Annotated in this window: 10 protein-coding genes and 1 pseudogene; 7 read left to right on the top strand and 4 right to left on the bottom strand. The window is 67.9% G+C overall.

Translation table 11 applies throughout. The features are described 5' to 3' along the window. Window positions 1–58: 58 nt before the first annotated feature. Genes ACOFKX_RS15870 through ACOFKX_RS15850 form a run of 5 tightly spaced genes read left to right on the top strand, consistent with a single transcriptional unit; the run spans window position 59 to window position 8,792 of the window. Complete coding sequence (locus ACOFKX_RS15870) at window positions 59–1,606, top strand: tryptophan halogenase family protein (RefSeq protein ID WP_419828028.1); 1,548 nt, start codon at window positions 59–61, stop codon at window positions 1,604–1,606. Between the two features lie 12 nt (window positions 1,607–1,618). Further along, entirely contained in the window at window positions 1,619–3,820 is a 2,202-nt protein-coding gene (locus ACOFKX_RS15865; RefSeq protein ID WP_419828027.1) for a beta-glucosidase, read from the top strand. Between the two features lie 13 nt (window positions 3,821–3,833). After that, window positions 3,834–6,272, top strand: a complete 2,439-nt coding sequence (locus ACOFKX_RS15860) for a glycoside hydrolase family 3 N-terminal domain-containing protein (protein ID WP_419828291.1) — start codon at window positions 3,834–3,836, stop codon at window positions 6,270–6,272. 19 nt (window positions 6,273–6,291) lie between these two features. Further along, window positions 6,292–7,608 carry a sugar MFS transporter gene (locus tag ACOFKX_RS15855; RefSeq protein ID WP_419828026.1) on the top strand — a complete coding sequence of 439 codons (1,317 nt, stop codon included), beginning with the start codon at window positions 6,292–6,294 and terminating at the stop codon, window positions 7,606–7,608. Then, the gene (locus ACOFKX_RS15850) at window positions 7,605–8,792 is read left to right on the top strand and encodes a cation:proton antiporter (protein ID WP_419828025.1); all 1,188 of its coding nucleotides are present in this window, start codon (window positions 7,605–7,607) and stop codon (window positions 8,790–8,792) included. Before ACOFKX_RS15855 ends, ACOFKX_RS15850 begins: the two co-directional genes overlap by 4 nt. Window positions 8,793–8,943: 151 nt before the next feature. Here the strand turns inward: ACOFKX_RS15850 and ACOFKX_RS15845 are convergent, their stop codons facing one another. The 3 genes from ACOFKX_RS15845 to ACOFKX_RS15835 form a co-directional block, all read right to left on the bottom strand. Beyond that, window positions 8,944–9,588, bottom strand: coding sequence for a hypothetical protein (locus ACOFKX_RS15845; protein WP_419828024.1), 645 nt, complete (start codon window positions 9,586–9,588; stop codon window positions 8,944–8,946). A 28-nt stretch (window positions 9,589–9,616) separates the two neighbouring features. After that, the gene (locus ACOFKX_RS15840) at window positions 9,617–9,898 is read right to left on the bottom strand and encodes a hypothetical protein (RefSeq protein WP_419828023.1); all 282 of its coding nucleotides are present in this window, start codon (window positions 9,896–9,898) and stop codon (window positions 9,617–9,619) included. A gap of 763 nt (window positions 9,899–10,661) precedes the next feature. Further along, window positions 10,662–11,567, bottom strand: coding sequence for a ketopantoate reductase family protein (locus ACOFKX_RS15835; RefSeq protein WP_419828022.1), 906 nt, complete (start codon window positions 11,565–11,567; stop codon window positions 10,662–10,664). Between the two features lie 968 nt (window positions 11,568–12,535). Here ACOFKX_RS15835 and ACOFKX_RS15830 point away from each other — a divergent pair. Together ACOFKX_RS15830 and ACOFKX_RS15825 are read left to right on the top strand one after the other, a co-directional pair. Continuing rightward, window positions 12,536–12,970, top strand: a pseudogene (locus ACOFKX_RS15830) (transposase); the annotation flags it as partial. Then, window positions 12,959–13,378 (top strand): helix-turn-helix transcriptional regulator, encoded by a 420-nt coding sequence (locus ACOFKX_RS15825; protein WP_419828290.1) that lies wholly within the window; start codon window positions 12,959–12,961, stop codon window positions 13,376–13,378. The pseudogene ACOFKX_RS15830 and the gene ACOFKX_RS15825, both read left to right, overlap by 12 nt. A gap of 265 nt (window positions 13,379–13,643) precedes the next feature. Here the strand turns inward: ACOFKX_RS15825 and bdcA are convergent, their stop codons facing one another. Then, a complete protein-coding gene (bdcA, locus tag ACOFKX_RS15820) occupies window positions 13,644–14,357 on the bottom strand; it encodes an SDR family oxidoreductase (RefSeq protein ID WP_419828021.1) in 714 nt (237 codons plus the stop codon). Window positions 14,358–14,383 lie beyond the last annotated feature (26 nt).

The following is a 14,383-nucleotide window of genomic DNA, read 5'->3' as shown; positions in this document are numbered from 1 at the left end:
GAGCCGTCACCGGGCATCCCCTCGCCCGGTGACGGTGGCCCTTCCGATCGAGGCTCGCATGACGGACACGCCGCCGCTCGCACGCATTGTCATCGTCGGCGGCGGGACGGCCGGCTGGCTGACCGCCGCCTACCTGTCGCGCACGCTGGCGCGCGCGGGATCGGGAGTAGCCACCACCGTCGTCGAGAGCCCGGACATCCCGATCATCGGGGTCGGCGAAGGCAGCTTCCCGACGCTGCGCTCAACCCTCCAGGCGCTCGGGCGCGGCGAAGGCGAGTTCGTCCGCGCTGCCGACGCGACCTTCAAACAGGGCGTCCGCTTCGTCGGATGGGCGGGCCGGCCGGTGCCAGGTTCCGACAGCGACGACTACTTCCACGTCTTCGAGCTGCCCTACGGTGGCGACAGTCCCGGCCTGCTGCCAGCCTGGCTTGCCACCGATGGTGCCGGTCGGCCGTCCTATGCCGACGCGGTTAGCGCCCAAGGTGCTGTCATGCGCCGCGAGCTGGGCCCCAAGCGTCCCGGCGATCCCGATTGGGAGGCGCCGTTCAACTACGCCTATCACTTCGATGCCCCGAAGCTCGCCGCCTGGCTACGCGAGGTCGCCATCGCGAACGGCGTGACGCGCGTCGTCGCCACCGTGGGAGAAGTGGTGCGAGGAGGCGCGGATCGCATCGTCGCGGTGGCGCCGGACGACGGACGCGAAGCGATCGCGGGCGATCTCTTCATCGACTGCACCGGCTTCTCCGCGCGGCTGATCGGCGAGACGCTGGGTTCCCGGTTCCGCCCGACCGACGATATCCTGTTCAACGATCGCGCGCTGGCCGTACAAATTCCCTACGACCGACCGGATGCGACGATCGAGAGCTACACGCGCGCCACCGCGCACGACGGCGGCTGGATCTGGGATATCGGCCTCAGCGGACGGCGGGGGATCGGCTGCGTCTACTCAAGCCGCCACCTCGACGATGAGGCGGCCGAACGCACGCTGCGCAGCTATGCCGGCCCGGCGGCCGACGGCTTCTCCGTTCGCCAACTGCGTTTCCGCACGGGTTACCGCGAGACGCAGTGGATCGGCAATTGCGTCGCGATCGGCCTCTCCGCTGGCTTCTTCGAGCCGCTGGAGTCCACCGGCATCATGCTGATCGAGGTCGCCGCCCGCCTGGTGGCGGAGCTGGCGCCCAACGCCGACCCCGCTTCACTCGCCGCCGCCGCGCGGCTCTACAATCGGCTGATGCCGGCACGCTACGCCGCGATCGTGGAGTTTCTGAAGCTCCACTACGCGCTCAGCCATCGGCGCGGCTCGGACTACTGGCGCGACAACACCGATCGGGCGAGCTGGCCCGCCGGTCTTGCCGACAAGCTCGACATGTGGGGTCGGCGGCCGCCATCGCGCTTCGATTTCGTGATCGACCATGAGAGCTTCCTGCCGCCCAACTGGCAGTACATCCTCTACGGGCACGGTTTCGACACTCCCGCGCCCGCGCTCGGGCCTACCGAGTTCACAGCCGCCCACGCCGCGTTCGCCCGCGTCCGTCAGGCGCAGGGCAAAGCGGTCGCGGCGCTCGGCAGTCACCGCGCGCTCGTCGACCATTTCCACCGCGCCTGATCCGAGGTCCCCATGCCCAGTCGCCACCTCCTCCTGCTCGCCGGCGGCGCGCTCGCTCTGCTATCCGGGCCGCTCCGGGCCGAGAGCGCGCGCGATCGCGCCGTCGCGCTCGTCGATCGTATGACGCAGGACGAGAAGCTGCACATGGTTCACGGCTGGTGGTATCCGAATGACCGCCACGCGACCCCCGGGATGCCGGTGGGCGACTGGGTGCCATCGGCGGGTTACATCCAAGCTATACCGCGGCTTGGCATCCCTGCCCTACGCGAGAGCGATGCGGGCCTCGGCGTCGCGAACCAGGTGGAGGAGCGGCCCGGCGACACCGCGACTGCGATGCCGTCGGCGCTGGCGCAGGCGGCGAGCTTCGATCCCGAGATCGCGCGCGTCGGCGGCGTGATGATCGGAGCGGAAGCGCGCGCCAAGCGCTTCAACATCCTGCTCGCCGGCGGCGTCAATCTGACGCGCGATCCATGGGGCGGGCGCAACTTCGAGTATTATGGCGAAGATCCCTTGCTCGCCGGCCACATGGCGGGCGCCGTGATCGCGGGCGTGCAGTCCAACCGCATCATCTCCACGGTCAAGCATTTCGTGCTGAACGCGCAGGAGACGGGCCGCCACGTGCTCGACGCGCGCCTTGCCGACGAACCGATGCGCGAGAGCGACCTCCTCGCCTTCCGCATCGCCATCGACGAGGGCAAGCCCGCCGCCGTCATGTGCGCCTACAACAAGGTCAACGGCGATTACGCGTGCGAGAACCGCCACACGCTGATCGACATCCTGAAGGGCGAGTGGCGGTATCCGGGCTGGGTGATGTCGGATTGGGGCGCGGTCCACTCCACCGACAAGGCTGCACTGGCGGGGCTCGACCAACAGTCGGGGCAGCAACTCGACAAACAGGTGTATTTCGGCGCGCCGCTTGCCCGCTCTGTTGCGGCGGGCCGAGTCCCGCAGGCGCGGCTCGACGACATGGTCGCTCGCATCCTCACCGGCCTGATCTCGAGTGGCGCGATGGATGCGCCGCTGCCGAAGGAGCAAGAGCCGATCGACTACGCCGCGCACGCCGCCGTGGCGCAGCATGCGGCGGCCGAGGGCATCGTTCTACTCAAGAACGAGCACGGCGCGCTGCCGCTCGCAGCGTCCGCCAAGCGGATCGTGGTGATCGGCGGCCACGCCGATGTCGGCGTCCTGTCGGGGGGAGGCTCCAGCCAAGTCCGCTCGGTCGGCGGAGTGCCGGTTGAGATCCCGGTGGCGAAAGGCGAGGCGGCGGGGTTCACGCGCATCACCTGGCACGGCTCCTCGCCGCTGAAGGCGATCCGCGCGCTGGTGCCTGGTGCGGACGTGACCTTCGTCGACGGGCATGATCCCGCCGCCGCGGCACGCGCCGCGAAGGCCGCCGACGTCGCGATCGTCTTCGCCTGGCAGTGGCAGACCGAATCCAGAGACGTCGCGACGCTGGCGCTGCCCGATCGGCAGGACGCCACCATCGCTGCCGTCGCCGCCGTCAACCGCCGCACCGTCGTCGTGCTGGAGACGGGCGGGCCGGTGCTGATGCCTTGGCTTGCCGCCGTCCCCGCGGTGATCGAGGCCTGGTACCCCGGCCAGCGTGGCGGTGAGGCGATCGCCGACGCGTTGTTCGGACGCACCAATCCCGCTGGCCGCCTGCCGATGACGTTCCCCGCTGCGGCGAGCCAAGCGCCGCGCCCGAGCCCGCCCGGCTTGGCGGCGCAGCAGGCGCACGACGACGCGCCGGCTTCGGTGCCGGCGCCCGAGAGCTTCACGGTCGAGTACCCGGAAGGCGCCAACGTTGGCTACCGCTGGTACGAGCACAGGCGCGAGACGCCACTCTTCCCGTTCGGCCATGGGCTCTCCTACACCCGTTTCCGCTACGCCGACCTCAGGGTCGACGGCGCCGTCGTCAGCTTCGCCGTCACCAACGTCGGCAAGGCGGCGGGCACCGACGTGCCGCAGGTCTACGTTCGCGCACCCGACGGCGCCGGGGTCGAGACTTATCGACTGGCCGGATGGAGCCGACTGACGCTGGCATCCGGCGCGACGCGGCGGGTGTCGGTGATCCTCGACGCGCGCGCTGCGGCGACGTGGCGGGACGGCGGATGGCGCATGCCTGCCCGTCCGCTCCCGCTCGCGGTCGGGCACGATGCGATGGATCGTGCGCTGACCGGCTCCGTCTCGCTGCCCGCCCCGTCAGTGGAGTAGCCGAGTGAAGCGCCTGCTTCCGATCGCCGCCCTTGCGATCGTCGCCGCCGCGCCGGCGACACAGCCGCCCGCGTCGATCGCACACCCCAAGCTCTGGCCGAAACTCGCCAGGCTCCCGCGGAATCCGAAGGTCGAGGCGCGGATCGCCAAGCTGCTGGCGGCGATGAGCGTGGAGGACAAGGTCGGCCAGCTCATCCAGGTGGATATCGCCAGCATCACGCCCGAGGACGTCGAGACGTACAAGATCGGCTCGGTGCTCAACGGCGGCAACTCCGGCCCGTACGGAGACGACTTCGCGCCACCCGCCAAATGGCTGCAGCTCGCAGACGAATATTATGACGCGTCGGTAAAGCGTGCGGACGGACGTCCGATCATCCCGCTGATCTGGGGAACGGACGCGGTTCACGGCAACAACAACATCATCGGCGCCACCCTCTTCCCGCACAATATCGGGCTCGGCGCCGCGCGCGATCCCGAACTCGTCCGTGAGATCGGGGCTGTGACGGTGCGCGAGACCGCGGCGGCCGGCCTCGACTGGACGTTCGCGCCGACGCTGGCAGTGGTGCAGGACGATCGCTGGGGTCGAACCTACGAGAGCTACTCCGAGAATCCGAAGGTGCAGCGCAGCTATGCCGGCGCGATGGTGGACGGCGTGCAGGGGAAGCCGGGTAGCGCCACCTTCCTCGGTCCCGATCACCTTATCGCCACCACCAAGCACTTCCTCGGCGACGGCGGCACCGGCGGCCGCGATCAAGGCGACACGCGCGTATCCGAGACGGTGCTGCGCGACGTCCATCTCGGCGGCTATCCGGCGGCGCTGGCGGCAGGCACGCAGTCGGTGATGGCGAGCTTCTCGAGCTGGAACGGCTGGAAGATGAGCGGCAACCGAAGCCTGCTCACCGACGTGCTGAAGAAACGAATGGGCTTCGACGGCTTCGTCGTCGGAGACTGGAACAGCCACGGCCAAGTGCCTGGCTGCACCAACGAGGATTGCCCGGCCGCGATCAACGCGGGACTGGATATGTTCATGTACTCGGGGCCGGACTTCAAGGCGCTTTACCGCAACACGCTTGCTGAAGTGCGATCGGGCACGATCCCCATGCGCCGGTTGGACGATGCGGTGACGCGCGTCCTCCGCGTCAAGGTTCGCGCGGGCACGCTCGACAAGGGCCGCCCGTCGTCGCGCCCGCTCGCCGGCCGCTTTGCGCTGCTCGGCTCGCCGGAGAACCGCGCGGTTGCACGCCGCGCGGTGCGCGAGACGCTGGTGCTGCTCAAGAACGAGGGCCTACTGCCGCTGAAGCCGCAGTCTAACATTCTCGTCGCCGGCCGCGCCGCCGATCTCGTCAGCGACCAAGCCGGTGGCTGGTCGATCACCTGGCAGGGCATAGGCCTTCCCAACAGTGCCTTCCCCCACGCGGAGACGATCTGGTCAGGCATCGAGCAGGCGGTGGAGGTCGGAGGAGGCCACGCGACCTACGCGCCCGACGGCCGGTTCACGGCCAAGCCCGATGTCGCGATCGTCGTCTTCGGCGAGGAGCCGTACGCTGAGTTCAAGGGCGACCGACCAAATCTGGAGTACAGCCCCGATGACAAGAGCGATCTTCAGGTCCTGCGCCGGTTGAAGGCGGCAGGCGTGCCAGTCGTCGCCATCTTCCTCTCCGGGCGGCCCCTGTGGGTCAATGCCGAGCTCAACGCCGCCGACGCGTTCGTTGCGGCTTTCTTGCCCGGCAGCGAGGGCGGCGGCGTCGCCGACCTGCTGTTTCGCAAGCCGGACGGGTCGATACCTTACGACTTCCGCGGTCGGCTGAGCTTCTCCTGGCCGAAACGACCAGATCAATATGTGCTGAACCGTCGCGATCCCGGCTACGATCCGCTGTTCGCTTACGGCTACGGGCTGAGCTACGCGCATCCCGGTCACGTCGGGCAACTGGACGAGCGGCGGCCTGCGGGCGTGCAGGCCGGCGTGATCACTCGCTTCTTCTCCCGCGGCGCGGTACCGCAGGGCTGGACGAGCACTCTCGACGGCGCCGTGATCGCACGGGCCGTCGATCGCCGCGCTCAGGAAGATAGCCGGAGGTTGACGTGGACGGGAGCCGGCGCATGGCGGATCGAGGCGCCCGAGCCGCTCGATTTCCAACGCGAAACCAACGGTGAAATCAGCCTCGTGGTCGGCTATCGCGCCACGACAAAGCCCGGAAGCGATGTCACGATCGGCGTGGCGGACGCCAAAGGCAGGACCGCGCGAGTACGCATTGGCGACCAGATCGGCGAACAGGATATGGGACAATGGACCTCACTTGCCGTTCCGCTCAAATGCTTCGCGGCGCGAGGCGTCGATATGGCGTCGGTCTCGCGTCCGTTTGAACTAGCGGCAACCGGGGGCGCGGACCTCGCTGTATCCGACGTACGGCTCGATTATGCGAGTGTACCGATGAACCGGTGCGGCGACTGAAGGAGGTTGGAAGGACGGTATGACGGTTTCGGTCAGCGGCGCAACGCCGAAGATGTCGGTTGAGGCCGCTGAACATGGCGTGGACGCGCCGGATCTGCGCTGGTTCGTGTTCGCTCTGTTCTTCATCTTCGGCGGGATCACCAGCCTCAACGACGTCATCATCCCGAAGCTCAAGGACCTGTTCACGCTCGGCTACGGCCGCGCGCTGCTCGTCCAGTCGGCGTTCTTCTTCGCCTACGCCGTGTTCTCCCTGCCCGGCGCGGCGATCGTGCGTCGCTTCGGCTACATGCGCTCGGCCTCGATCGGTCTGCTGATGATGATGGCCGGGTGCCTGCTGTTCGTGCCGGCGTCATCGTCCGCCAAGTTCGAGCTGTTCCTGGGCGCGCTGTTCGTGCTTGCGGCCGGCATCACCGTGGTACAGGTGGTCGCCAACCCGCTGATCTCGCTGCTCGGGCCGCCGGCCACCGCGCCGAGCCGGCTCACCTTCGCTCAGGCGTTCAACTCGCTCGGCACGACGATCTTCCCCTATGTCGGCTCGATCCTGATCCTCGGTTCGCTGGCGAAGGTCGACGGCTCCAAGCTCACCGGGGCGGCACTCGACGCGTACCGCGCGGCCGAGACGCGCGCGGTGGTGCATACCTATCTCGGGCTGGCGGCGGCGCTGCTCGTCGTCGCAGGCGTTGTATGGACGCGGCGCAACCGGCTGCACGTCGCGCGCGACCGGACGGGGTCGGTGCTCCACGCGCTCACGCTGCTCGCCCGACCGCGCTTCGCCTTAGGCACGCTGTGCATCTTTCTTTACGTCGGTGCCGAGGTTTCGATAGGCTCGCTGATCGTCGGCTACCTCGAACAGCCGGACGTCATGGCGCTGACACCCGAGGCGGCGGGCAAGCACGTGCCCTTCTACTGGGGCGGAGCACTTGTCGGGCGCTTCGTCGGCTCGGCGATCCTGCGCACGGCGCGGCCGGGAGCCGTGCTCGCGTTGTTCGCCGCCGCCGCCGCCGCACTGATCCTGATCTCGGCGAACGCGACAGGCACCCTCGCCGGCTGGACGCTGCTCGCGATCGGGCTCGCCAACTCCATCATGTTCCCCACGATCTTCAGCCTCGCGTCCGAGGGCCTGGGCACGCGCAGCGCGGAGGGCTCGGGCGTGCTCGCCACCGCGATCGTCGGCGGCGCGATCGTGCCGCCGCTCACCGGGATGCTCGCGGACGCCGTCGGCCTGCAGGCCGCGCTCGCGCTGCCCGCCGCCTGCTACGTCGCGATCGCACTCTACGGCCTGCTCGTCGCCGCGCACCGACTGCCCACGGGCTTGGGAGGCCGAGCGACGGCATGAGCGCCGCATCCGACCTGCTGCCGGCCCTGCTCGTCATCTACGCATTGCCCTATATCGGCTGGCGCATGCTGCGGATCGGGCGATCTGTTCCGCTCGTCGTGGTACAGATATTGACGGGCCTGCTGCTCGGCCCCGGCCTGCTGGGTGGTGTCGTACCCGATTGGTACCATGCGATCCTAACACCCGACGTGCTGGGCGCGATCGGCGCGATTGCCACGTTGGCGGTGGCGCTGTTCGTGTGGGCAGCGGGAGTCGAGCTGGATCTCCGCGGCGTGCGCGAGGCGGCGCGAGAGACGGCTGTCGCCGCAGCGCTGGCGATCGTCGCGCCGCTCGCTGCCGGCACTGCGGCAGCGCTGCTCCTCATCAGCCACGGCGGCTGGGTCGGTACGAGCGGCTCGACTTGGCAGGCCGCGCTCGGCATCGGCATGGCCTGCGCCGTCACCGCTTTGCCGATCCTGGTGCTGCTCCTGGACGAACTCGGGATGCTGCGCTCGCCGCTCGGCAGACGCGTGCTGCGGATCGCGAGCGTGGACGACGTGCTGATCTGGGCTGTGCTCGGCATCATCCTGCTCGATGCGGCTCGCCTAGAACGCCAATTTTCCTTCCTCATCCTGTTCGCGGGTGCAGCGCTGGCAATCCGCCGTCTGATGCCGCGGCTGGCGGAGAGGGAACGCTGGCCGATCGCGCTGATCTGGCTGCTCGCGAGCGCGTCCGCGGCGGACTGGGCAGGCCTGCACTTCATGGTCGGCGCCTTCCTCGCCGGCGTGGTGACCGATCGCGAGTGGCTCGTGGAAGCAAAGGTGGACGCGTTCAGGGAGGTGGTGCTTCTAACGCTTATGCCGGTCTTCTTCCTCAACACCGGGCTTCGAACCGACTGGGCGCTCGGGGGCGTCGCTATCGCCGGCGCTGCCGCGCTGCTGCTGCTCGCAACGGTCGGCGGCAAGCTCGCCGGAATGGCGATCGCAGGACGGCTGCTGCACTGGCCGCGCGGAACGGCGGCGATCGTCGGCCTGCTGCTTCAGACCAAAGCGCTGGTGATGATCATCTTCTCACGCATTCTCCTCGATCGGCATATCATTTCCGGCGCGAGCTTCACCGCCCTACTACTCATGGCCGTGGCCAGCACGGCGCTGACGATCCCGGCGGTCAAGTGTCTTATGCGCCTGAGCCGAGCTCCTCTGTAATTCCGTTTCACTTGGACGCGCAACTGGCAGAAACTAGCTTGGTGTACCTGTTCAAGGGTCAATGAAAGCGCGGTATTTGCGTATCTTTGCCGGCTTTACTGTAACGATTTCGGCTGACACGACGTCCTGGCTCGACTCATACGAGCCGCATTCACACACCGCAGATCTTCCCGGTTTGCCCGCGGATGCGGTAGATCAGGCAGTTCCGGTCGCGCCGGCGGCCGAGTGTCTCCTGCTCGACGCGACCCCGAATGGCGTTGAAACGACACCACGCACGTGCAGGTCCGGGGTGGTGGTACCGAGCCGGTAGCAGCTCCAGGCCGGCGGCGGCTTGCCGGATCGGCTCGACGTACCGGCGCTCGAGCCGCCCCGCCGCCGCTTGCACCTCGGCATCGGCATAGCCCTGCGCGTTGGCATTCGCGAGCGTCAGCCACGCGAATAGGTCGCGACGGTGCTCGCTCCGATCCAGCGTGGCGACGTAGCTCGCCGTCAAGTCGAACCCGCTGGCGAGATAGGCGAGCGTCACGATGGCAGTGGCCGGCGACGGGCTCCGCGTCGTGACGCTGAGCACCGGCTCGGCGGACAGGTCCGCGGGCACGCCGTCATAGCGGAGTTCTTTGCCGAGCCCTGAACAGCTCAGCCTCTCGATGCCGTTCGCGGTGCGCAGCACGACGCCGTTCGCCGGGCCCGCGACGATCGTCGCCTCCTCCTCACTCGTCCGGCCGCTGGCGCGATCGGTGCGCCGCAACGTCACGCGACAGCCGAGCGTGCCGTCGACTAGCGCCGCAGGCGACACTAGACTAGCCGCACATCACGGTTCTTCTCTATCGTGCCGCCGGCAGGCCAGTGACGATCGCGCTCACCGGCACGATGTAGTCCAAAACGCCTTCGAATGGCAGCACCGCGTCGCTAGCGGGCAGCGTCGCCGTCCGCGTCTCCGTCACCAGCGCGAAGTCGGACAGCCGGCGCAACGCCATGGCATTGCCCGGCGGTCGGTTGGGATCGCAGTAAACCGTCAGCGAGACGTGATCGGGTGCGGCCGAGACGATCGTCGGAGGCGGGGCCGGGATCGTCGCCGCCGCCATCAACGCGGCGAGCGCCAACATCAATCGCGCGTCTCGAACGTCGCGGTGACGACCGCATTGCCGTTGGCGGACAGCGGCATCGACCAGGCCACCGTGTCGGCATACCGCGCACGCTCTGCGGGCTCTGCTCGACGATGCGCGTGTCGGCGAACCACCAGACGACGCCGCTCTGCACGAGGTCGCCCGTCACCGGCTGCGCGCTCGCATTGCTGAGTTCGTAGCGCATCGCCGTCCGCCAGCGATCACCGGGCAAACGATCGCGCGAGACGACGATCGGCTTCACTTTTACGTCGGACGTATCGCCCGTCTCGATCGATAGCGACGAGCCCTGCGGCGTGTGGTCGATCCGGTTCTCGCCGATGAACTGCGGCTGGCCACGCGCGTCGCGCATGTAGACGCGCATCATGCTCGCCGGCAGCGCATCGCGAGCCCTCCCTTGGCGCGTTCGAGAAGAGCACCACGCTCGACGCGCTCTGCGGCTAACCGGCGCTCGCCAGCCAGTTGGTGCGATACCCGTAGCCGCTCGACGCTGGCGTACCCCTTATTATTAGACCGCCGTCACGCGGACGTGGCGTTAGGGCGGCAACGCTTCATCCGAGCGCAGTCGAGACAGCGATCGTCAAGCGCATGATCGAGAAACGGCGAGCGGCAGGCTCCGATCCGACCTCGGGTTATCATTGAAAAACAATCCCGCAGGGAGCGGCAACGGTGGTGTGGACGGCGATCGTCGCCGACCAACCGCGCAGATCTCTCGCTACCCCGTCGCCGCTCGTTCCGGAAAGCCTCACAAGGGCTTCATGGCCGCGATCGCCGACGTATCGACTGACGCGTCACCGGGCGGTGCGGCGGCGATCATGGCATCGACCAGCGCCGCGCATTCGGCTTTGCCTGTTGCCAACAGCTCCCGGAACGATCGGACGCGCGACATGGACCAGAGCACGACCGCGAGAACCGATGCCGGCGAGCGGTCGATCATCCGCTTGCTTCGAGGATAGATCGGTCGCCCTAGGCTCCTGATGAGCCCGAAGCCTGCGTGGACGCCGCGCGCGAGGGTGAGCGCCTCCCGCCATGACGCGCCGCCGCCGCGCCTGACGCCCGCTACTGCCACGCTCTCAAATGCGACGCACAACGGGACGTGGCAGCGGAGCCACGAAGTCATGTCGGGTTCAACCGCCGCCGGCAGCTTGGCGGCGTTGAACAGGTCCGCCCACCGCCGCTGATCCATCAAGGTCTTCTGCCCGCCCGCGCCGACGGCGGCTTTTAGCCGGCCGGCCGTGTCCAACGTCGCCTGGACGAAGTTCATGCCAAAGGCGCAGCGGTCGGGGCCGACCGCCTCACGCAGCCGTTCCGGATCAAAGGTGTTGAACATGAACTGAATGCATCGCGCCGCGCTTCGCTGCAGCATCGGCAGCACGGAATCCACCTGATGCGCCAGGAGCGTGACAATCACCAGGTCGAACGGTACGTGCTCATTGAGTTCATCAGCTACGTGAACATTCGCCCGTTCACCGTTGACGTCGACGATCGCCCCGTCCCGCCGCAGCTGCTCCAGCCGTACCGAGCCCGACCGCGCGATGACGGTTACGTCGTGGCCGCCGGCACGGGCCAGCTGAAACGCAAAGGTGCTGCCTATGTTGCCAACGCCGAGCACGGCGACACGAAGCTTCAGCGGGGCTACGAGAGTGGACAAGGGCAATCCTCAGATACGCTACCTACGAGTGGAATGTTGTGTCGCAAACGCCAAGTTGCAAACCGCGGTGCACAAGCTCGCGTCCCACCCCGGCGTCAGTGCTGGTCTCGCCTAATCGTACCGGGACCTCCCCGTTCGGCTTCGTCTTCGCAAAGGCTCGGTCGTGTAGAAGCGGCTTCCCATGCTACGGTCAAGCCGACGAACGGGTGATGAGCGAGGATAAGCGGTGCGACCTCGCTTATGTAGAAGGAGCGTTCTTCCGAGTCATGTGCGCGCGCGATGCGGGCCGGGTGCTGGGGGGAGCAGCCGCACCCCAGGGTCGTTACCAATACGACGGACAACCCGCGCCTATGTGTCGTCGAAGCCGGAGTGGGCATGGAAGGCTGTCGAAAGCTACATCAAATCCGGCGATCCATTCCGTGTCGTTCACAAGCTTCAGATCGGCATGGCGCGGGTCTTGGATATCAGGAACGAAAGCCATCGCGTTCGCTGGGGATTACCCGATCAGGTTCCGATACCCAGTGGCAACCGCAGCTAGCCGATGGTGTTCGTCCCTCACCTGGAACGTGTCGGATCGCGCTCGTAAGAGCGGCGCCGAAGGATTGATCTATACGGCGCAAACGGCACCGCAACGCTGGCACCCGGTCCTTTTCAGATGGACTGACCTTGGCGGCCCAGCCAGGCGTCGGGATTCGAGCCGGGAAGATGATCTAGCGACGGATCGGGGCTGCCAATGTTGTCGCCTGAATGACGCAGGCCCGTACGATCCGGATAGCCGCTGCCCTGATGGATGATGTGCAGGCCGATCGCTGCTGCAGCGAGGGAGAGGCCCCTTTCTCGCGCCCTTTGATCCGTTTTCCCGATAAACCATTCGTTCTTAGAGGCCGTATCAGAATACTGGCGTAACGGTGGGCGATCGGGTTCCGCTGTGGTTCCGGTCGGTTGCGAGACCAAACCTGGAAGACATCATGTGGGACCTGGCCGCCGGCGCCCGGCATAGCCGGGCGGGGCTACGCTATGGAAGCGATCTGACCGACGCGGAGTGGGCGGTCGTGGCGCCGCTCCTGCCCAAGCCTCGCGACCGGGGACGGCATCGTCGATGGCGATGGCGCGAAGTGCTGGACGCGATCTTCTACGTCCTGCGGGCGGGCTGCCCCTGGCGGCTGCCATCCGACAGCTTCCCGCCCTGGCGCACCGTCTACCGCTGGTTCGGGGCGCTGCGCGACGGCGGTGGATTGGAGGGGCTCAACCACCACCTCGTGCAGATGGATCGGGCCAGAACCGGACGCGAGCCGATGCCGTCGGCGGCCGTGATCGACAGCTAGAGCATCAGGACCATCGAGGCGGGCGGCCCACGCGGCTATGACGCCGGCAAGAAGGTGAAAGGCCGCATGCGGCGTGCCGACCGCCTCTTCCAGATCATCCAGATCCTGCGTCGTGCGACGCGGCCGGTCACGGCCGCGTCTCTGGGACGCGAGCTGGAGATCTCTCTTCGCACCGTTTACCGCGACATCGCCGACCTGATCGGGCGACGCGTTCCGATCGCGGGCGAGGCGGGCCTCGGCTCTGTTTTAGCCGAAGAGTACGACATGCCGCCGCTGATGCTGACCCCGGCCGAGCTGGAGGCGATCGTCTTGGGCGCGCAACGGGTCGCGCTGCGCGGCGACCGGCAGCTATCGCCCGCCGCCCGGGACGTGCTGGTGAAAATAGATGCCGTCGTGTCCAATCACCTACCTCCTGCGGCGTTGGGAGACATGGCGAGCGACGGAATTAGCGGAACGAGCCGCCGGGTAAGCGACGGGGATGACTAGCTTCGCGCTGCCGTTCGCGATGTCGGAGATAGCGGTGTCGATGCTCTGGCACCCTCGCCGCGACGCCGACCCGGCGCATCGCTGGCTACGCGAATGCTTGAAGGAGGTGTGCGCCGCACGGCGTGCAAGCTCAGCCGCCGCCAACTCTAGATGCGGACAGAATGAGTGAACAGATGCCCGCTTTCAGGCTTGTCTCCGAGCACGACCGGCCGAGCGTGGATCGCGCCCACCAGAAGGCGGTCTGAGGACCGTGAGATATACTCGATCAGGCGGAGAAACCGCCGTCGATCGTCTGCGTCGAACCCGTCACCATCGCCGCCTCGGCGCTGGCGAGCCAGGCGACCAGCGCCGCGACCTCGTCGGCGCGGACATGGCGCGGGATGGCCATGAAGCCGTGAAGCTTGGCCGCGAACGGGCCTTCCGCCGGGTTCGCGTCGGTGTCGACGGGGCCGGGCTGAACGACGTTGACGGTGATGCCGCGGCCGCCCAGGTCGCGGGCGAGCCCGCGGACCAGCCCCGCCAGCGCCGCCTTGGTCATGGCGTAGGCACCGCCTCCCAGCGTCGGCACCCGGTCCGCGTTGGCCGACCCGATCGCGATCAGTCGGCCGCCTTCCGCCATGTGCCGCGCCGCCTCGACGAAGGCGTGCCAGACCGCGCGGATGTTGATGTCGATCATCGCGTCCACCGCGTCCGGGTCCACCGCGAGCGGGTCGCCGAACACCGCCGTCGCGGCGTTCGCCACCAGGATGTCGAGAGGCCCCGCTTCGCTCACCGCCCGCACCAGCGCCGCCCGATCCGCGCTGTCGACCCGAAGCGCCTGGGCGCCTGTGCTCGACGCCAGCGCAACGGCGCGGTCCTCGGCCTGGACGTAGGTGAAGGTCACTGCCGCGCCCTCGGCGGCGAACCGCTGGACGATCGCCGCGCCGATCCCGCGGCTTCCACCCAGCACCATGGCTCTCTTGCCGGTCAGTCGGTTCATGGTTCGGGTGATCCTTGGTATAGGAG

Origin of the sequence: Sphingomonas sp. (assembly GCF_965200105.1) — a bacterium.
Taxonomy (GTDB): domain Bacteria; phylum Pseudomonadota; class Alphaproteobacteria; order Sphingomonadales; family Sphingomonadaceae; genus Solisphingomonas.
Note: the sequence above shows the minus strand (reverse complement) of the source record. Positions and strands in the feature narration are given on the sequence as shown.